Origin of the sequence: Microbacterium sp. nov. GSS16 (assembly GCF_028198145.1) — a bacterium.
Lineage (GTDB): Bacteria > Actinomycetota > Actinomycetes > Actinomycetales > Microbacteriaceae > Microbacterium.
On the sequence record NZ_CP116338.1, the window covers coordinates 145,909 to 164,658 of the forward strand.

Sequence of the window (18,750 nt, forward strand, 5' to 3'; positions counted from 1 at the left end):
GATCTGATGGGCGAGTACGTACTCGCGCTCGACGTGGGCACGACCGGAGTGAGAACGGTCATCGCCGGCGGCGCTGCGCACGACGAATTGCAGGTGGCACCCTTCGCTGTGGGAGGCGAGCGGGTCGACATACCCCTGCTCGCCTTCATCACCGCGGACGGTGATGCGGTCTTCGGCGCAGAGGCCGAAAAGCGTGAACGCGAGCGGTCTGAGCGCGCCGTGCACGGGTTCACCCGCGGCATCGGCGATGCGGTGCCGATCGTGGTGGGTGGCTTCGCCATCGGATCCGAAGAGCTTCTCGCCCGGATGGTGCTGTGGATCGTCGGCACCGTGGCGGCACAGCAGGGCGCGCGTCCCGCGAGCATCGTCCTGGTGCACCCGACGTCGTGGTGCGGCCACCGAGCCGATGCCGTGCGCGGGTGCCTGCGCGAACTCGACCTAGACGCGACGCTCGTGCCTGCAGCCCCCGTGGTGGTGCAGCAGCACGCGAGCGCCGACTCCAGGTCGCACACCGTCTGCGTGTACGACCTCGGCGGCACGTCGTTCGAGGCCTCGCTGCTGCGCGGCGGTCGAATGCTCGGCGCGCCGCGGGTGAGCGACATCGGCGGGGTCGACATCGATTCCGCCCTGCTGCAGCACATTCTCTCGATGCTTCCGGCATCCGCCGTGGTCGACGGCACGCGCCCCGAGATGCTCGCGGCCCGTCACGCCGTGGTCGCCGCGAAGGAGAGACTGTCGCACAGCTCCGACGTCTCGGTGCCGGTCTCGTTCGGCGGGCAGGGCACCTCGGTGCGCGTCACCCGGTCTGAGCTCGAGAGCCTGGCAGCCGCACCCATCGCGCGGACCGTGGAAGAGGTGGAGCAGGCTCTGGAGGGCGAGCACCTGTCGGTCGCGGATCTCGACGAGGTCATCCTGATCGGCGGCTGCGCCCGCATCCCGCTCGTCGCGGAGATGCTGTCAGCGCGGCTGGATGTGCCACTCACCGTGCCGGACGATCCGGGGCTGGCCGCCGCGTCGGCCGCCGCGAGTCGCGTCTGGCACGCGCTGCAGACCGAGCGGGAGCTCGCCGCACCCCTCGTGCCCGAGCCGGCGCCGGTGCCGCAGACGGTCAGACGCCGCCCGGTGCGCGTGCGCATCCCGTACGGTGCGGCTGCGACCCTGGCCGCCGGCGCCGTGATCGTCGCCGCCGGCATGGTCTTCGCCGCGACGACCCCGCTCGGCAGCGGCTCGGACCGAGCCCAGGGAGCCTCCTCCGACGAGCCGGCGGGCAGCGGATCGCCGTCGGTGCAGCGACCCGCGTCCGGATACTCCGTCGCAGCCGCCGCGGGAGCCGCCGCCGAGTCGGGTGTTCGAGACGGCGCGGGCACGCCGGCAGAGCCGGACGACTCCTCGCACGGCGAATCCCGGGACGAGGAGGCAGCGCCGTCGCCACGCAGCGGCGGACGCACCGTCGAGCCGCCGACGACCGACTACGCCAGCGGTTCGACCCGTCCGGTCTCGTCGAGCACCCCGTCGGCACCGCGCGGCGGAACGGCTGTGCCTCCGCCGTCGTCCGGCACGCCGGCCACTCAGCCCGACGAACCGGCTCCCGCACCGGACCCGGCGCCCGAGCCGGCGCCGCAGCCGGACCCAGCACCGGACCCCGAGCCGACATCCGACCCGACACCGGAGCCGGCACCGGAACCCGCGCCGGACCCCGCCCTCGAACCCGCCCCGGGAAGCGGGACTGAACCCGCACCCGAGCCGGCCGCACCCGAGCCCGCCGCCGCGCCCGTCGCGACAGCAGCCGCAGACACGAGTGCCGGCCCCGCGCCCGCTGAGTCACCCGTGCAGCCGGCGCAGACAGCATCCGATCCCTCAGCCGAGAACGCGGTCCTCTGAACCGAAACCGGCATCCGATCATGACCCCGCCCGCTGCCATGTCCCGGCCCATCGCCATGCTCGACGATGCGGATCCGGTCGTCTCGCCCATCAGCTGGGAGCGCCAGATGGGGGCGGTCCGCGGTGCGATCGGCCAGACCGCCCCGCGCGTCGTGCTGGTCGGCACAGCGGGTGCAGGCAAATCGAGTGGCCTGCAGCGGCTGTACGAGCTGTTCAGGTCGCAGTCCCGAGACGCGCGGATGCTGCACGACGACCCGACGACGGTCGCCGATGCGCCGGCGCAGCAGATCCTTCTCGTCGACGACGCCCACCTGCTCTCCGACGCGCAGCTGCAGCATCTCGGCGAACGCGCGCGGGATCCGGAGGCCTCGCTCATCATCGCGCAGCGTCCGTGGCCCGCGCGACCCGCACTTCGCGCGATCACCGCACGACTCGAGCAGCATGCGCCGGCGATCGTGCTCGGGCATGTCACCCGAGCCGACATCATCGATCATCTCGACGCGCGGGGCCGGCGCCTGCCCGAGACCTGCATCGAGCACATCGTGCAGACGACGCGCGGCGTGGCCTGGCTCGCGGCCGCCGCTGTGCAGCACCACGACTCCCGCGACTGCGCTCACGATCGCAACCACGAGAGCCTCGACGACTCGGTCGCGGAACTGATCATCCATCGCCTCGACACGATCGACGAGCGGCTGCGCGAGCGGATCGAGGAGGTGTGCATCGCCGCCCCCGGCACCGTGCACTCCGCCGACGGCGAGCCGGACGACTGGGCCCTGCGGGGATACGCGCACGGCCTGCTGGTGCGCAGCGGCGAAGCCGCCCCCATCGTGCGCACCGCCGTGCGCCGGGCAATGCCGACGCGGCGACTGATCGACCTGTGCATCCGTCACCCGGAATCCCTTCGAGACCCCGACGGGCTGCCCGCCCTGCGCGACGCGCGAGTGGCGGACGCCCTCGTCTCGACCGCGGACCGGATGCTGCGGACGGATCCTCGCCGGGCCTCCGCGCTGTACACCGCCGCGCTGCGGTGCGGTGCTCCGGAGCTCCCTCTGGCTGCGCGGCGCGCCGCGGCCGCCTGGTCGAACGGCGACCTCGACGAGGCGTCGGCCGCCGTGGAGGACGCGATCGCCTGCGCTGCGGACGACGTACCGGCCGAGGTCAGCGCGGTCGCCGCGGCGACGTGGTCGGCGCGGGCGATGATGCGCGAAGCTCACCGGGTGCATCAGGCGATCCCGCCCGCAGATCAGGTGACGCTGGCGAATGCGGCGGTCGCCGCCCTGGGCGTCGGCGAAGCGGATCCGTCCTCCTCCTCGACGCCGGCCCCGCTGCCGACAGCCATCGCCGTCTCGGCGACGATGCTGCGCCGCGGCCTGCGTGCCACGACAGCTCCGGACGCCATGGAGTCGTCGCTTGCAGATCTGGTGCGCTCAGCCGAGATGTACACCAGAACCGGGCGCAGCGATGCGCTGTGCGAGCTGCCCGCGGTGGTCGCTGCTGTCGTCGCGCTGAACCTCGGCCGTCTGGTCACGGCGCAGTCGGTGCTCGATGAGGCCCTCGAGGGCGGCCACGGGGGCCCGTGGGCGCAGACGCGCCTGCTGCTGTGGAGCGCCTGGGTCGCCGTGCAGCGCGCGCATCCGGCCGAGGCGCGAGAGCTGCTGCGGCGTGTCGAGACGACCGGCATCGCCCGCCTCTCGACCCGCGATGCGCTGCTGCTCCAAGCGGTTCGCGTCGCCATCGCCCGCAGGTACGAGGACGCGTCCGGGCTGGATGCCGCCTGGCAGCGGGCGAGAGCGGTGCTGCTTCGCGCCGACATCGACCTGTACATGCTGCATCCGGTCGCGGAGCTGATCACCGCCGGCACCAGAGCCGGTGACGCGGATCGCGTCGAGCCGCAGGTGCGCGCGGCGCTGCAGATGGTCGAAGCGCTGGGCAGTCCGCCGCTGTGGACCGCGCACCTGCACTGGGCGGTCATCCAGCAGGGCATCCTGCTCAGCCGACCCGATCGGCTGACGCCGCATGCGAAGGCGCTCGTCGCCGCCGCGCCGCACAGTCGCGTAGCGGCGGGGATGGCCAAGGCTGGCCGCGTCTGGACGGATGTTCTCGCAGGCTCGGTGGCGGCGGATGCGGTGGTGGCCGCCGCCGAGGGGCTGGCCGCGGTCGGTCTGATGTGGGACGCGGCGCGCCTCGCGGGTCATGGCGCCGCCCGCACGCCCGACCGCAGAATGGCCGCCCAGCTGCTGGCATGCGCGCGCGAACTGCATCCCACCGACGGCACGAGACGCCCCGAGCCGACCGCCGGCGGCGACGCGGAGGCCATCGATCGCACCGCGGCCGAGGAGGTGCTCAGCGACCGGGAGATCGAGGTCGCGCGGCTCGTGCTCCAGGGCAAGACCTACGCCGAGATCGGCGAGTCGATCTTCATCTCGCCGCGCACCGCCGAGCACCACATCGCCCACATCCGCCGACGGCTCGGCGCCACCTCGCGCTCGGAGATGCTCGCGCGGCTGCGCGTCCTGCTCGGTGAGAACGACGCTCGGGCGGGGCACACGACCGAACCCCCGTGAACCCCTATCCGGGTATCGGGCAAACCCCCGATGCCGTGCGGGTTCAGCCCCGCATAGCATGCCATTCATCGTTCGTTCCCGACTGCTCGGGGTCCTGGTAGTCGGGCGCGGTGACGCTGATCCGACTGAAGCCGAAGGGGGCTGCAGATGACATCGCCAGTGGAGACCATCGCGGATGCGCTCGTCGCCTTCATCCTGAGCCTGCTGCGCGATCCCGACGCCGCCGAGGGCTTCGTGGCCTCACCCGAAGCCGCGCTGGCGCGGAACGGGCTGGAAGACGTGTGCATGGCGGACGTCGCCGCGGTCAGGCCGGTCATCATCGATCACCCGCACGTCATCAATCAGACGAGCCCGCCGCCCCCGCCGTCGCCCGCCGAGCACTCCGGCGACGTCGCCGTGCGCGAGATCGTGCGGATGATCCAGCAGTACACGACCAACATCGACGCGCGCTCGACCATCCTCGACCAGTCGGTCAATCAGAACATCTGGACGGAGGGCGGTGACGTCACCCAGGTGTTCGATCAGGATGCCGTAATCGCCTCCGGCGACAACGCCGTCGCCGCAGGCGGCGACGCGACCGTGGTCGACTCGGACGTCGACGTGACCATGGGCGATGTGTCGATCGGGAACGAGACGAACGACGGAAGCTTCAATCAGACCGGCACGCAAGGCGAGACGCCCGACGACGTGCCCGCGGGCGACGACGCCGGTGCATCCGGCGAGGCCCCGGATGCTGCACAGCCCGACGACGACGCCGCCGACGTTGCTGACGCTGCGACCGCGGCTGCGGGCGCGGCCGTCGACACGGCAGCGCAGACCGGTGGCCAGCCGGCACCGGTCGCCGCGCAGCCGGCGCCGGCTCCCGCCGACGTCCCCGAACCGGCCGATCTGCTGGAGGGCGACATGACCGCGGGCGGAACGGACACGTACGAGTCCGACGCGGCGAGCGCCGCGATCGACGACCAGCCTGTCGAGATTCCGGTCGAGGATGACTGAGGCGGCGCGGCGCTCGGATCCCGCTGCGGCACCCCGTCCACGGGATGCCGCAGCGGGGGCGTTCGCACCGTACCGCTCCCGCGAGCTGCCGGCGCGTCCCCCGCTGACGAATCCCAACGCGGCGCCGGTGATGGTGAAGGCCACTCCGCCGTTCTCGATCCGGTTCAGTCAGTTCCTGTGGATCGCCAGCTTCGCCCTCGGAGGCTTCACGGCCGTGTACCTCTTCGTGATCCGCAAGGATCTGCTGCCGCTGATCACCGAGTCGGCGAAGACCGTGACAGCCGGTCGCAGCGAGCAGACGTACGAGACCGCAGCGGACATCGTGTTCTGGGTGGTGTTCGGCGCGCTGATCGCCGTGCTGCTCGTGCAGATCACGCTGCTGGTGTCGTTCATGGGCCGGCGCCCTCACATGCGCTGGTGGCAGCTGCTCACCTTCGCCGTGCTCGGCCTTCTCGTCGTGCTCTCACCGGAGTGGGTGGCGCTGGGCGCCCAGGGAGAGCCACTGCAGCCTCTTCTTGCGGGGCAGGCGGCCCTCGTGCTGCTCGCCCTGCTCAGCAGCATCCTGCCCAAGGGGATCGCCTGGTCGGCCCGACGGGTCGACGTGCGACGCGGGCCGGAGGGCTCGGACGGCGCCGGACTCTGACGCGATCTCGGCGAGACTGCGCAGCACGGCGCTGATCACGTCGCGTCTGACCCGATCCGCGCTCGGATCGGCCCCCAGCCCGCGCCAGTGGTCGATCTGCTCGAGCGCGCGCCGGGAGATCTCATCGGGCGATGCGTCATCGGGAAGACCCAGGCGAGCGGATGCTGTGACACCGGCGGCGCCGAGGATGAGTTCGGCCTCCCGCGCCTGCGGCGCGGGCAGCGGCAGGCCGTGGGCTCTTGCCTCGGCGAGCAGCGCGAGTTCGCGCAGTGTGTGGGCGGATGCAGTGAAGCGCTCTATCCCCGCCAGAACCGCCTCGCATCCGGGCTTCGGCGTCCGCCGCACCAGCGCCTGCAGCTGCAGCACGACGCTGCGCGCCTTCAGCACATCGGCGCGTGGACGGAAGTGCCGTTGCACGACCTCCTGCAGCTCGATGAGCCCGCTCTGCTGGATCAGGGCGTCCGACAGCTCGGAGGAGGTCGTCACGCCGCCGCGGATGACGGCCGTGGCGAGCCGCACCCCGAAGATGCCGAACCTGCCGAGAAGCTCCTCGCGCACCGCGACGCTGAGGCCGGTGGCTGCGCTCTCCCGGACGAAGCGGTCTGCCGAGACGAGCAGGCTCTCGCGCTCTCTTCTCTCCAGGCCGGCGAGCTCTCGCAGCGCGATGAACTCGCTCTCGCGCAGGGTGCGCGCGCCTTCGGCGAGCAGGCCGGCGACCGGCACGACGCCGAGGGCGAGGGCACCGAGGGCGCCGTCGCGCTCATACCGACGTGCGACCCGTCGAGCCGAGAGCAGCGAGTCGATGCGGCCGGAGCCCACCTCGTCCGAGCGCGACAGGACGGCCAGGGCGCAGACGCTCGCTCCCGCCCCTGCCGCGGTGTCGCGGAAGGCCTCGAGAAAGCGCACATCCGAGCCGTGCAGATGGCGCATCAGGTAGACGACGGCGTCGGCCGCCGACGGCGCGTCGTCCGGGGTCAGGAAGCGCGCGGTGCGGGCCGATGTCTCGGTGGAGAGGGAGGCGATGCCCGGCGTGTCGATGAGGATGAGGGAGGTGAGTCCCTCGAGCGGCCAGCCCACGTCGATCCACTCGATGTCTTCGGCGGCGCGCCCGCCCAGATCGAAGGCGAGCAGGCCGCGCTCGCGGCGAACGGGCATCCGGGCGACCGTCCCGTCGCGCAGGTGCATGGTGAGTCTGGGCGTGGGCGAGTGGCGGTACCAGGTGACGACCCGGGTGCATTCGGCCGTGTCCGTCGCGGCGATGCGCTCGCCCAGCAGCGCATTGAGCAGCGTGGACTTGCCCGCTTTCACCATCCCCGCGATGGCCAGGCGCAGCGGCTCGTGCAGCCGCACCTCGAGGTCGTCGACCAGTGCGGTCGCGTCGCGGTCGCCGGCGTACACCGACCGCGCGGTGCGCAGCAGCTGCTCGGTGTCGGCGATGACGTCGGCGGGCATCAGTCTCGCGCCCTCTCGCCGACGGCGGCGCGCTGCGGCTGACCGATCGCCGCCGGAGCCGGCGGGAGGGCGGGGATGCTCCGGCGTACCCGCTCGAGCTCCGCCAGACGCTTCTTGAGCAGCATGACACGCTGGTCTCGACTGGACGTGAAGCCGGATGCCGCCTGACGGGCTCGCTGCAGGGCATCCGACAAAGAGCTGTGCAGCTCTTCCGCGAGCGCGCCGAAGTGATCTCGCGCGGTGCGCTGCACGAGGCGCAGACGGTCTTTGAGCTGCTTGCCCACCTGGAACGTGACCTCGTCGACGTAGCGCCTGACGATGATCTTGGCCTCCTGCTGGCGACGACTCAGCCTGTTGCCCATGTCCTCCCGGTACGCCCGACGGCCCACGAGCACGCCCGCGAGAAGCGAGAGGGGGTTGATCAGGGCCATGCCGACGAGCCCGGTCACCAGGCCGACCATCAGGACGCCGCCGTACGAGCCGCGCACCCCGATGTAGATCTTCTCCCCCGCGCTGAGCTGGCCAGCTTCGAGGCCGGCGATGTCTTCGACCGGGTCGAGGACGCCGCGGATGTCGGACACATCGCTGACCGGGATGTCGGCCTGGTCCTGGCTGAACAGCTCGGCGACCTCCTCCGAGAGCCACCGGGAGCGCTCGTCGGTCCACACGAAGGTCTCCGACACCGCGGCGGTGACGCGCTGATCCAGCCACTCGCGGATCTGGTCCCAGATCGGGCCGGGGTCGCCCTCGTCGATGGCGCGCTCCGCCTCTCGCTGCACCTTGCGAAGTCGATCCCGCACGTCGTGCTCCATGTCGGCCACGAGGTCGGCGATGCCGTCGGTCAGCAGCACCTGCCAGCGCGCGGAGCGCCCGCGGAAGTCGTCCGCCTTCGCCTTCGCCGCCTCGAGCTCGGCGATCATGCGGGGCGTGTCCTCGGGGTTCAGCAGGGCGTTCAGCTCGGCGCGCAGCGACATCTCCAGCTGCTCGACGACCGAGATGAGGTCGTGCACGGCGCCGCGCGTGTGGATGGTCTCGGCGCGGCCGAGCACCTCCCGACGCAGATGCGCGACGAGAGCGGGAAAGCCCGACTCGTCGTTCATGGTGCGGTCCTGCAGTTCGGCGGCCAGCAGCCGCAGATCGCTCGAGACCGAGAAGATCGGAATGTCCTGATCGCCGCTGAGGTGCGCGCGGTCGATCTCCTCGATGCGTCGCCATTCCGGGTACAGGTCGGTCTTGGCCAGGACCGCGGCGACGTTCGGCGAGATGCGCATGGCGTGCCGGAGGAACTGCACCTCGGGCTCGGTGTACTCCTGAGAGGCGTCCGACACGAGCAGCACTGCGTGCGCCGACGAGAGCGCGGCGAGGGTGGCCAGCGAGTTCGACGATTCGAGACCGCCCACACCCGGCGAGTCGACGAGCGTGAGGCCCCCGCGCAGGATCTCGCGGGGCAGCAGCACCTCGGCGGAGAGGATGCCGCGTTCGTTCGCGGGATTGCCGCGCTCGGAGACGTACTGTGCCAGGTCTTCGAGGGGTATCCGGCGGCGCTGCGGCTCACCCGCCCCGCCGGCGGGTCGCTCGATCACCCACGCCGACGGCTGCTCGGCGTAGCCGACCGTGGTCGGAACGCTGGTGGCGACGTCGTCGTCGACCGGACAGGCCGGAGCATTGACGAGCGCGTTGATCAGCTTGCTCTTGCCCTGCTTGAACTCGCCGACCACGATGACGCGTACCGCCGGGTCGTCCAGCCGCTGCTTGGTGCTGGCCAGTCGAGCGGCGAGGTCGTTCCTCCCCGAAGACGCGGCGAGATCGCCGACGTCGTGGATGACGTCGACGATCTTCGCTTCCCCAGCTGCATGCTCTCCCGGCACGTGCGCCCCCTTCTGTCGTGTCCGATGCGGATCAGGCGAACAGCTCGGGCCCGGGCAGGTCTGTCCCGTCACCCTGACCGCCGTCGAGATCTCCCCATATCTCGTCGGCGTTCAGGTCCCAGTCGGATTCCGAGATGTTCGCGATCTCCTGAGTGAAGGCGTCGGCGCCGAACGGATCGAGAAGATCCGCGTCTCCCCAGGGCGCGCCGTCGTCCGACGGCGTGACATCCGGTTCGTCAGACATTGCTCTCACTCCCCTCGAGTGCTCAGGAGCTTAGTGGTGTGCCTGGCCGCCCACCAGAGGGACGGCCAGGCAGGTCGTGCGCCCGCTGGATCTGTCAGAAGGCGACGTCGGACGCGTCCCCGAAGGGGCTGTCGACGTTGGAGTCGTTCAGCGTCATGTCCATGTCGTTCGTGACCGTCGAGTTGTCGTTGAACGAGTCGTCGGCCGTCCACGTGTCGGAGTTGTCGACCATCGACTCGTCGTTGAACGAGTCGGTGAACGACCAGTCCTGCGAGTTGTCGGTCATCGAGTTGTCCGTCATCGAGTTGTCGGTCACCGAGTTGTCCGAATTGTCGGAGTTGTCGCTGTTGTCCGAGTTGTCGGAGTTGTCGGAGTTGTCGTTGAACGAGTCGGTGAACGCCCAGTCCTGCGAGTAGTCCTCGTTGAACGAATCGGTGTTCCAGGTGTTGCCCGTCCAGACATCGCCCATGCTGATGTCGGTGTTGACGTTCATCACCGTCGCGTCACCGCCGGCTGCAGCCGAGCCGTCTCCGGATGCGATGTTGCTGCTCTGCCCGAAGTGCTGGCTGACGTCGCCGCCCGCCGAGATGTTCTGGTTGACCGACTGGTCGTTGAGCGTGGTCCTTCCGTCGATGCTGAGCGACCCGGTGCCCGCCATGGCTGCCATGCCACCGCCCCCGGCGCCGAGGCTGACGTCGCCGAAGCCCGTGTTGAACTGCCGCACACCGGTGGTGACGGAGTTGTCGTAGAGCGTGTTGTACGAGTCGGTCACCGAGTGGTCCGAGTTGTCGCGCCACGAGTGGTCGGAGTTGTCGGAGTTGTCGTTGTACGAGTCGTTGGTCGAGTTGTCCGAGTTGTCGCTGTTGTCGGAGTTGTCGGTCACCGAGTTGTCGGAGTTGTCGCTGTTGTCCGAGTTGTCGGAGTTGTCCGTGACCGAGTTGTCGGAGTTGTCGCTGTTGTCCGAGTTGTCGGAGTTGTCCGAGTTGTCGGAGTTGTCGGAGTCGTCCGTGACCGAGTTGTCGGAGTTGTCCGTGACCGAGTTGTCACTGTTGTCCGTGACGGAGTTGTCCGAGTTGTCGTCAGTGACCGAGTTGTCGGAGCTGTCGCTGTTGTCCGTGACCGAGTTGTCCGAGTTGTCGTCGGTGTTTCCGGAGTTGGCGATACCCAGGTTCCACTGGGCTCCGGATGTGTTGGCGTTGCCGTCGAGAGCCATGATCGATTACCCCTTCATCGTGTATGCGCCAGGTGGCGCGTGTTACGAGTGTGCGGCCAGCCCCCGTCGGCGGCATCGGGGGCCGCCCCGAGGCCTGTAGGGGCTCATCGGGGGCATCCGCGGGTTCGGCTCGGGGATCGATAGGGGTTGAGAAGCCGGGGCACGGCAGAGGGCCCGGATGCCATGCATCCGGGCCCTCTGGGAGCTGGTGTCGAACCGCGTCAGCGGACGACGACTGCGAGCACGTCGCGAGCCGAGAGCACGAGGTACTCGTCGGCGCCGAACTTGACCTCGGTGCCGCCGTACTTGCTGTAGAGCACGCGGTCGCCCACGGCGACGTCGAGCGGAACGCGGTTGCCGTTGTCGTCGATGCGGCCGGGGCCCACTGCCACGACCTGGCCCTCCTGGGGCTTCTCCTTGGCGGTGTCGGGGATGACCAGACCGCTTGCGGTGGTCTGCTCTGCCTCGACCTGCTGGATGACGATGCGGTCCTCGAGCGGCTTGATGGAAACCGACACGGTGTACCTCTTCTTTCGTGACTGAGTTCAGAAGATCATTAGCACTCTCGAGGTGAGGGTGCTAACTCCAGTGTATGCCGAGCGCTGGCACTCATGCAATGCGAGTGCCAGCCCCCCGGCATCCGCCCTCGGCTGCGCGCTGGGTCCGGGCGACGACACCGGCGCGACGGGCACGCGCCGTAGGCTGGGCAGGTGGAGATGTCTGAGCTGACTGCGCTGCTCACGCGTGAAGGTCTCGCGCTGCTCGATGAGGTCGGTGCCGTCGAGTCGTCGGCTGACGTCGCCCGGTCGGTGTCGCGGCTGCGCGCCGCCGGCCACTCCCCCGACCTGGTCTCGGCTGTGGTCGGCCAGGCGCACCTGCGGGTCAAGGCCAGGGCGAAGTTCGGCGAGTTCGCCGACCGGATGCTGTTCACCCGGGCGGGGCTCGAGCAGGCGACGCGCCTGAGCGTCGCGACCATGCACGCCGTGCGGCTGCGGCGCGCCGGGATCACCCGCGTCGCGGACCTCGGCTGCGGCATCGGCGGCGACAGCCTCGCGTTCGCCGGGGCCGGCCTCGACGTCGACGCGGTGGATGCCGATGAGGTGACCTCGGCGATCGCCGCCTACAACCTGGCGCCCTTCCCCGGAGCCAGCGTGCGTCAGGGGGTCGCCGAAGACAGCGTTCCCGAGCAGGGTGCTGTCTGGCTCGATCCCGCCCGGCGCACCGCGGGGCACAGCGAGACGACTCGCACGTCCCCCGCCGACTGGTCGCCGTCGCTCGACTGGTGCTTCGACGTCGCGCGGCGGCATCCCACCGGCATCAAGCTCGGCCCTGGCCTCGACCGCGACCTGATCCCCGACGACGTAGAGGCGCAGTGGGTGAGCGCCGACGGAAGCGTCGTCGAGCTCGTGCTGTGGAGCGGCGAGCTGGCCCGCGAGGGCATCCGTCGCTCGGCCCTGGTGATGCAGGCCGGGCAGGCGCACGAGATCACCGCGCCGGCCGACGCCGCCGACGAGCCGGTGCGCGCCCTGGGCGCGTACCTGCACGAGCCGGACGGAGCGGTGATCCGCGCGCGGCTGATCGGCGAAGCGGCCCGGATGCTCGATGCCGGAATGATCGACGAGCAGATCGCGTACCTCACCGGCGACGCGGCGCTCACCTCCCCTTTCGTGCAGTCGTTCCGCGTGCGCGAGACCATGCCGGCGCACGTGAAGACGATCAGCCAGGTGTTGCGCGCGCACGACATCGGGCGCCTCGAGATCAAGAAGCGCGGCATGGACATCGACCCCGCCGCGTTCCGGAAGAAGCTGAGCCTGAAGGGCTCGAACGCTGCGACCCTGATCCTCACCAGGACGGCGGCCCGGCGCGTGGCGATCCTCGCCGACCGGGTCTGATCAGCCCGACGGCTCGCCCGTCTTGTCGTCGACACCGCAGTAGCCCGAGTCGACGTCGCAGACGATCGAGTCGGGGGTACGGATGATCGTCAGCGTCGGCTCGGCACTGCTCGACAGGTTCAGCTGGTACGTCGCCCGATCGGTGCGCAGGTCCATCCGGCCTCCCCCGGCCGGGTCGAACGACGAGCACGCGTCGGCGAGCAGGGCGGTAGGTTCGGCGACGATCATGCAGAACTCCGCACCCGAGAACGTCATCCACACGGGCAGCGCGTCGTCGTAACCCACCACCTGCAGGCTCTCGCCGGAGTATCCCCTCGCGTCGATGAACTCGGCGATCTCGAGATCGCGCCCGCTGTACTGCGACCGCCAGTCGTACTCGACCACGTTCTGCTCGCGTTGGATCACCGCGACCATCTCACCATCGGCGCCTTCCAGCAGCACGGCCCAGACGATGACCTGCTCGTCGTCGATCGTCGCGTTCACGTTCGCCTGCAGCCCGAAGCTGTTCGCCCGGCCGGTGCGCTGGCACGCGGTCGTTCGCTCGTCGCCTGCGATGAGCACCAGGCATTCGCTGTCGTCGGCCTCCTTGGTCGCGTACCAGGCCTCGGCGCCGTCTCTCGCTCCGACCAGCAAGATCGATCCCGGATCGAACTCCTCGGACGCATCGAGCTGCACCAGCGTGCTGCGCTGCGCATCGGTCAGGGCCGGCGCGCCGTCGGCGCGACCGAACAGCAGCCCCCCGGCCCCTACCCCCAGCAGCACCGAGACGACAGCGGCCAGGATGACGACCGGGATGCGCTGGAGCCGGCGTGCGCGCTCTCGCCCCGTCGGGGACTCAGAGGCCGACGGTGCGGAGGGTGACACCGGCGGTGCGGCTGCGGATGCCGGCGGTGCCGAGGGCGATACCGGCGGTGCGGATGCTGATGCCTCCGGCGCGGTGAGGTCGCGCAGCTCGGCTGCCTCGGCATCCGTCAATCGACCGCCGGGCGCGAACGCGAGTCGCTGCAACTCGCGTCGCCGGGCGTCGTCAGCGGCTTCGCGCACGCGATCACCCGCCGTTTCGCACCACGGTCAGCACCGGACCACGCATGCTCGACTCGCGCACCTCGTACGTCACGCCGTTCACCTGCAGCGTGTAGACGCCGTCGTCCGACGGTTCGCACGACTGCACGACGGCGTTCGACGCTGGATCGACGACATGGATGCAGGTGCGCCCGTCCTGCGAGATGAAGACCGGCACATCGCCGTCGTAGCCGATGATCTGCAGGTAGCTCGGCAGGACGCCCTCTGCTTCGAGCATCCGGATCTGCCGCAGCTCCTCGTCGGTGTACTGCGACTCCCAGCCGTAGGCCGCCGACATGTCGTGGCGCTGGATGATCACCACCTCACGTCCGGAGATGTCGTTCAGCAGGGTCGCCCAGTACGACCAGTCGCCCTCATCGTCGGCGTGGCTCACCGACACCCCTACCGGCTCGGCGAACGCGGTGTCGTCGTCGGGCGGCGGTGTGCACTGATACTGGTTGCGGTCGCCGACCTGGATCGCGAGGCAGATCCGCTCGCCGTCCTCTGATGTGGCGCGCCACACGGATGCGTCGTACTTCTCGCCGAGGTAGACGACCGAGCCGGGGTCGAAGCGGGCTGTCTTCTCGATCTCGGCCATCGCCTTCGCCTGCTCCGCCGTCATGGCCGGCGTGCTGTCGCGGCTCAGCACCAGCCAAGCCCCGCCGAAGCCGAGCAGCAGAGCGATCAGCGCCGAGAGGACCAGCACCGGGATGCTCGGCCGCCGACTCGTCGGTGTTCGCCCGGCGCGCCGGCTCCTCGGCGCCTCTCCGGCGGCCCGGCTGGTCGGCGAAACGTCGGTTCGCCGGTCCCTCGGCGTCTCTCCTGCAGGGACCGGCGCGGATGACGCGGGCTCCTCGTGCCCCTTCTGCGCCGGCCCCCGCAGGCTCCCTGCGTCGCCCCCGTCATGCCATGCCGCGTGCCCGTCCGCGCCTGCCACCGGCCAGGCTGACGCCGCGTGCTCGTTCGTGCGCTGCCCGGCACCCGCCAGCGTCGAAGCGACCTCGCCGGTCGCAGGAACCAGGGGCGGTTCGACCACCCGGTGCGCGGCGGCTCGGGCATCCAGATCCCTCAGCTCTGCCAGCTCAGCGTCAGTCACTCCCCCGCCCGCAGCGAACGCCCGGCGCTGCAGCTCACGTCGTCGTGAGCTCTCCGCCTGGTTCAGCATCCCTCACCCCAGGTTCTCGAGCTGCATCGCCGCCCACAGCAGCCACCCCGCGCTGAACAGCGTGGCACACGATCCCAGCACCAGTGCCCAGATGGCGACCGCGCGGTTCTCGATCGGGCGGCGCAGCGACATCATCGCCGCGATCACCGCGATGATCGCGACGGGGATGCCCCAGCCCACGAACATCGACGCGGCGAGGGCGACGATCGCCGCCACCAGCGCCCACGGCGCGAGGCGCGCGTCGTCGACGGGTGCCGCTCCGGTGGTCGGCTCCCATTCCACGCTCGACGTCTGCTCGGCATCCGGATGGGCGGCCTCGGTGCGCTCGACGGGCACGGGGGCGGTCGGCAGCCTGCCGTAGCCCTTCGACGCCCCGGGCACCGCCGCACCGCCGTCGGGCCTCTCGACCTCAGGGGTGGGCTGCTCGATGCTCGGATCGCTCATGCCGGACTCACCTGAATCTCGGTCACCGGCAGCGTCGAATCAGCGCCGAAGCCGAGTGTCGACGGGCCACGGCCGCTCGCGATGAGCTCGGCCGCGAGGCCCGCGATCATCGCCCCGTTGTCGGTGCACAGCGACAGCGGCGGGATGCGCACGGCCACCCCTGCGGCCGCGGCACGCTCGAGGGCGACCTCGCGAAGCCGCCGGTTGGCGATCACGCCGCCGCCCAGCAGCAGACGCGGCACGCCGCGGTCTTCGCACGCCGCGAGTGCCTTGGTTACGAGCACGTCGACGACGGCCTCGCGGAAGCTCGCCGCGACATCGGCCACCGGCACCTGCTCACCCGCCGCCTCGGCACGCTCGACCCAGCGCGCGACGGCCGTCTTCAGACCGGAGAACGAGAAGTCGTACCGGTGCTTCGCCATGTCGGATGCCTTCGACAGCCCGCGCGGAAAGCGGATCGCCCTCGGGTCGCCGGCGGCCGCCGCCCTGTCGATCTGCGGTCCGCCCGGATACGGCAGACCGAGCAGCCTGGCGACCTTGTCGAAGGCCTCGCCGGCCGCGTCGTCGACGGTCTCGCCGAGCAGCTCGACGTCGGTCGTCAGGTCACGCACGTGCAGCAGCGACGTGTGCCCGCCCGAGACCAGCAGGGCGATCGTGGGATACTCCAGCGGCGCGGTCGCGCGATCGTCGGCGGTGAGGATGTCGGCGGCGATGTGCCCCACGAGATGGTTCACCGCGTACAGCGGCTTGCCCAGCGAGACGGCGAGGCCCTTGGCGGCGCCGACGCCGACCATGAGGGCTCCGGCGAGGCCGGGACCGCTGGTCACGGCGATGGCGTCGAGTTCGTCGAGAGTGACCTGCGCCTCGGCGAGCGCGCGATCGATCGACGGCTGCAGCGCCTCGAGGTGCGCGCGAGCCGCGACCTCGGGCACGACGCCGCCGTAGCGGGCGTGCTCGTCCATGCTCGACGCGATCGTGTTCGACAGCAGCCGGCGACCACGCACGATGCCGATGCCCGTCTCGTCGCAGCTCGTCTCGATCCCGAGCACCAGGGGGCCGGTCATGCGCTCGCCTCCTCTGCGGCATCCGGTCGGGCGGCATCCGGTTCGCCGGCGGGCGCCCACGACCGCAGGTCGAGGCGCATCACGACGGCATCCACGTTGCCGGGCTGGTAATACCCCGGCCGCCGCCCCAGCTCCACGAAGCCCTCCGACGAGTACAGCGCCCGCGCCACCGCATTGTCGTCGCGAACATCGAGGAACAGCTCGCGCGCCCCGCGCTCGACGGCGATCCCGATCAGCGCGCGCAGCAGCGCCCGACCCCTGCCACGACCGCGCATCGACGGGTCGAGCGCGATGGTCTGGATGTCGGAGTCCGCCGACCCCTGCAGGGCGCGCACCCCGCCGTAGCCGACCACTCGTCCGGCTTCGACATCGACGAGATAGACGTTGTGCAGGCTGGCGATCTCGGTGCCCATCGTCTGCTCGCTCCACGCGTCGGCGGGGAACCCTCGCCGCTCGAGGTCCATGATGGCGGCGAGGTCGTCGAGGGTCGCGGTGCGCAGCGTCATGAGCCGACCCGCTTCAGTGCACCCGGCTGCACGACATCAGGCGAGCGCAGATAGAGCGGCTCGGCGTCCGCCAGGGTGCGGCCGGTCGCGAGCGCGCGCGCGCCGACCCTGGCGAGCGCCGCCGCCGACAGCTCGGTCGCTTCGAGGGCCGGTTCGTCGATCTCGTCGCCACGCTTCTCGAGACGGGTCGGCCGGATCATGTTCGGGATGCCGTCGGCATCCAGCCCGTCGAAGACGCTCACCGCGATCTCGCGCCGACGGGCGTCGGTGACGACGGCGAACGGGCCTGCGGCATCCGCCTCGAGCGCGATGGCGAAGTGACTGGGGATCGGGATGAGCGGGATGCCCCGGCCGAGCGCGAACGCGCGCGCGGCGGCGATGCCGATGCGCAGCCCGGTGAAGGGGCCGGGCCCCATGCCCGCGACGACGTGCGTGATCCCGGGACGCGCCACCTGGGCGAGCAGATCGCCGATCACCTCGGCGTGACCGAGTGGATCGGGCGTGCTCGCCTCAGCGACGGTGCGGCCGTCGGCGTCGATGACGGCGACGGTCGTTCCGAGCGAGGTGTCGACGGCGAGGATCACCCTCTCAGAGTAGTCGGGTCGTCCGTCGCGGCTGCGATGCTCCCGCTGCGCTCCCAGCGGTCGCCGCCGAGCCCGACGGCGCGCTGTGCTCGTTCATCGGCGAGTGCGAGCAGCTTGTCGTAGTCGAACCTCGCCTCCAGGATCGTCGCCCAGCCCACGCTGGCCGAGATCCTGATGGCGCTCGAGTCATCGCGCTCGTCCATCGCCGACACCCGCCCGAGCAGATTGCGCAGATGATGCGTGACGGCCTCTTCGCTGCCGGGCACCAGCGCCAGCAGCCGCCCGTCGTCGATCGGAGCCACATCAGCGGACGGGGGAAGGGCAGCCACGACCCTGGCGGTGAACCGCTTGAGCATCCGGGCGAAGTCGGAGGGTGCGGTCGATTCGCGCACATCCACGATGCCGTCCAATCGCACGTCGAGCAGCGACCATGCCGCCTCCTGATGTTCGCGCACTCGCTCTATCCGCCCGCGGATCACCGCGGCGGGTGAGGCGGACGATCCCACCCGGTTCGGAGACTGCATGCGCGCCAGCAGCAGGATGGTGACCATCGCGGCGACGCTCGTGACCAGCGTGCCGATCACGTTGAAGTCACGCAGAACGGCGATCTGCGCGTCACCGTCGAGTTTCGGAGCGGTGAAGCTCCAGATCACGTTCAGCGCAGCGGTGAGAGCGAAGGCACCGGAGGCGAGCATGAGCGGCAGCAGGACATCGCGGGGCACGCCCTTCAGACGCAGCAGTTCGAAGGTGATCAGGGCGGCGAAGACTCCGGCACCGGCGAAGCAGATGCGGAAGAACACCGGGAAGACCTCGCTCTCGGCGGTCAGCGCGAGCGTGACCGGCACGAGGGCGACGAACATGACCGCAGCCTGCCACGTCGATCGGCGGCCGGCGTAAAGGCGCACACCTAGCCAGATCAGCGGCTCAGCGCACAGCATCAGACCGGAGGCCAGCGCACGCATCGCCGGCAGCTCCAGCTCGACGGCTGCGACCCACGCGTAGGTCCCGAGCAGACCGAGCCCGAAGGCGGCGGCCCATGCGATCGCGGCACGGTCGGGACGGTGAAGCACGACCAGACCGATGACAGTCGCGGCGCAGATCGTAACCACGGCCACGAGCGCCTGCGGCAGACCGGCCTGCAGTCCGGCGATCGCCTGAACGTTCTCGTTCAT

General features: G+C 70.6%; 17 protein-coding genes. 5 read left to right on the forward strand and 12 right to left on the reverse strand.

Annotated features, from left to right (window positions below; genetic code table 11):
* The first annotated feature begins 6 nt into the window (after positions 1 to 6).
* From PGB26_RS00675 to PGB26_RS00685, 3 genes are all read left to right on the forward strand, one after another.
* Positions 7 to 1,881 (forward strand): Hsp70 family protein, encoded by a 1,875-nt coding sequence (locus PGB26_RS00675; RefSeq protein WP_271638391.1) that lies wholly within the window; start codon positions 7 to 9, stop codon positions 1,879 to 1,881.
* A gap of 20 nt (positions 1,882 to 1,901) precedes the next feature.
* Positions 1,902 to 4,445, forward strand: coding sequence for a LuxR C-terminal-related transcriptional regulator (locus tag PGB26_RS00680; RefSeq protein WP_271638392.1), 2,544 nt, complete (start codon positions 1,902 to 1,904; stop codon positions 4,443 to 4,445).
* Positions 4,446 to 4,592: 147 nt separating this feature from the next.
* Positions 4,593 to 5,441, forward strand: a complete 849-nt coding sequence (locus PGB26_RS00685) for an IniB N-terminal domain-containing protein (RefSeq protein ID WP_271638393.1) — start codon at positions 4,593 to 4,595, stop codon at positions 5,439 to 5,441.
* 463 nt (positions 5,442 to 5,904) lie between these two features.
* Here the strand turns inward: PGB26_RS00685 and PGB26_RS00690 are convergent, their stop codons facing one another.
* The 5 genes from PGB26_RS00690 to groES all read right to left on the reverse strand — a co-directional run bounded on the left by PGB26_RS00690 (position 5,905) and on the right by groES (position 11,379).
* Positions 5,905 to 7,536 carry a dynamin family protein gene (locus PGB26_RS00690; RefSeq protein ID WP_271638394.1) on the reverse strand — a complete coding sequence of 544 codons (1,632 nt, stop codon included), beginning with the start codon at positions 7,534 to 7,536 and terminating at the stop codon, positions 5,905 to 5,907.
* Entirely contained in the window at positions 7,536 to 9,404 is a 1,869-nt protein-coding gene (locus tag PGB26_RS00695) for a dynamin family protein (protein WP_271638395.1), read from the reverse strand. Before PGB26_RS00695 ends, PGB26_RS00690 begins: the two co-directional genes overlap by 1 nt.
* Positions 9,405 to 9,435: 31 nt before the next feature.
* Positions 9,436 to 9,648, reverse strand: coding sequence for a hypothetical protein (locus PGB26_RS00700; protein ID WP_271638396.1), 213 nt, complete (start codon positions 9,646 to 9,648; stop codon positions 9,436 to 9,438).
* 94 nt (positions 9,649 to 9,742) lie between these two features.
* Positions 9,743 to 10,861 (reverse strand): hypothetical protein, encoded by a 1,119-nt coding sequence (locus tag PGB26_RS00705; RefSeq protein ID WP_271638397.1) that lies wholly within the window; start codon positions 10,859 to 10,861, stop codon positions 9,743 to 9,745.
* 221 nt (positions 10,862 to 11,082) lie between these two features.
* Positions 11,083 to 11,379, reverse strand: coding sequence for a co-chaperone GroES (gene groES, locus PGB26_RS00710; RefSeq protein WP_099196502.1), 297 nt, complete (start codon positions 11,377 to 11,379; stop codon positions 11,083 to 11,085).
* Positions 11,380 to 11,571: 192 nt separating this feature from the next.
* Here groES and PGB26_RS00715 point away from each other — a divergent pair, with 192 nt between their 5' ends.
* A complete protein-coding gene (locus tag PGB26_RS00715; protein WP_271638398.1) occupies positions 11,572 to 12,753 on the forward strand; it encodes a class I SAM-dependent methyltransferase in 1,182 nt (393 codons plus the stop codon).
* On the opposite strand, the gene PGB26_RS00720 is transcribed toward PGB26_RS00715, so the two are convergent.
* Both PGB26_RS00720 and PGB26_RS00725 read right to left on the reverse strand, forming a co-directional pair.
* A complete protein-coding gene (locus PGB26_RS00720; protein ID WP_271638399.1) occupies positions 12,754 to 13,797 on the reverse strand; it encodes a hypothetical protein in 1,044 nt (347 codons plus the stop codon). It abuts the gene before it with no gap.
* Positions 13,798 to 13,801: 4 nt separating this feature from the next.
* A complete protein-coding gene (locus tag PGB26_RS00725; RefSeq protein WP_271638400.1) occupies positions 13,802 to 14,521 on the reverse strand; it encodes a hypothetical protein in 720 nt (239 codons plus the stop codon).
* A 249-nt stretch (positions 14,522 to 14,770) separates the two neighbouring features.
* Here PGB26_RS00725 and PGB26_RS00730 point away from each other — a divergent pair, with 249 nt between their 5' ends.
* On the forward strand, positions 14,771 to 14,959 hold the full coding sequence (locus tag PGB26_RS00730) for a hypothetical protein (RefSeq protein WP_271638401.1): 189 nt from the start codon (positions 14,771 to 14,773) through the stop codon (positions 14,957 to 14,959).
* Between the two features lie 24 nt (positions 14,960 to 14,983).
* Here the strand turns inward: PGB26_RS00730 and PGB26_RS00735 are convergent, their stop codons facing one another.
* Genes PGB26_RS00735 through PGB26_RS00755 form a run of 5 tightly spaced genes read right to left on the reverse strand, consistent with a single transcriptional unit; the run spans position 14,984 to position 18,750 of the window.
* Positions 14,984 to 15,424, reverse strand: a complete 441-nt coding sequence (locus PGB26_RS00735) for a hypothetical protein (protein ID WP_271638402.1) — start codon at positions 15,422 to 15,424, stop codon at positions 14,984 to 14,986.
* Positions 15,421 to 16,488 carry a tRNA (adenosine(37)-N6)-threonylcarbamoyltransferase complex transferase subunit TsaD gene (tsaD, locus tag PGB26_RS00740; protein ID WP_271638403.1) on the reverse strand — a complete coding sequence of 356 codons (1,068 nt, stop codon included), beginning with the start codon at positions 16,486 to 16,488 and terminating at the stop codon, positions 15,421 to 15,423. The genes PGB26_RS00735 and tsaD overlap by 4 nt, the downstream gene beginning before the upstream one ends.
* Positions 16,485 to 16,994 (reverse strand): ribosomal protein S18-alanine N-acetyltransferase, encoded by a 510-nt coding sequence (gene rimI, locus PGB26_RS00745; protein WP_271638404.1) that lies wholly within the window; start codon positions 16,992 to 16,994, stop codon positions 16,485 to 16,487. Before rimI ends, tsaD begins: the two co-directional genes overlap by 4 nt.
* Complete coding sequence (gene tsaB, locus PGB26_RS00750; protein WP_271638405.1) at positions 16,991 to 17,578, reverse strand: tRNA (adenosine(37)-N6)-threonylcarbamoyltransferase complex dimerization subunit type 1 TsaB; 588 nt, start codon at positions 17,576 to 17,578, stop codon at positions 16,991 to 16,993. The genes rimI and tsaB overlap by 4 nt, the downstream gene beginning before the upstream one ends.
* Positions 17,575 to 18,750, reverse strand: coding sequence for a hypothetical protein (locus PGB26_RS00755; protein WP_271638406.1), 1,176 nt, complete (start codon positions 18,748 to 18,750; stop codon positions 17,575 to 17,577). The genes tsaB and PGB26_RS00755 overlap by 4 nt, the downstream gene beginning before the upstream one ends.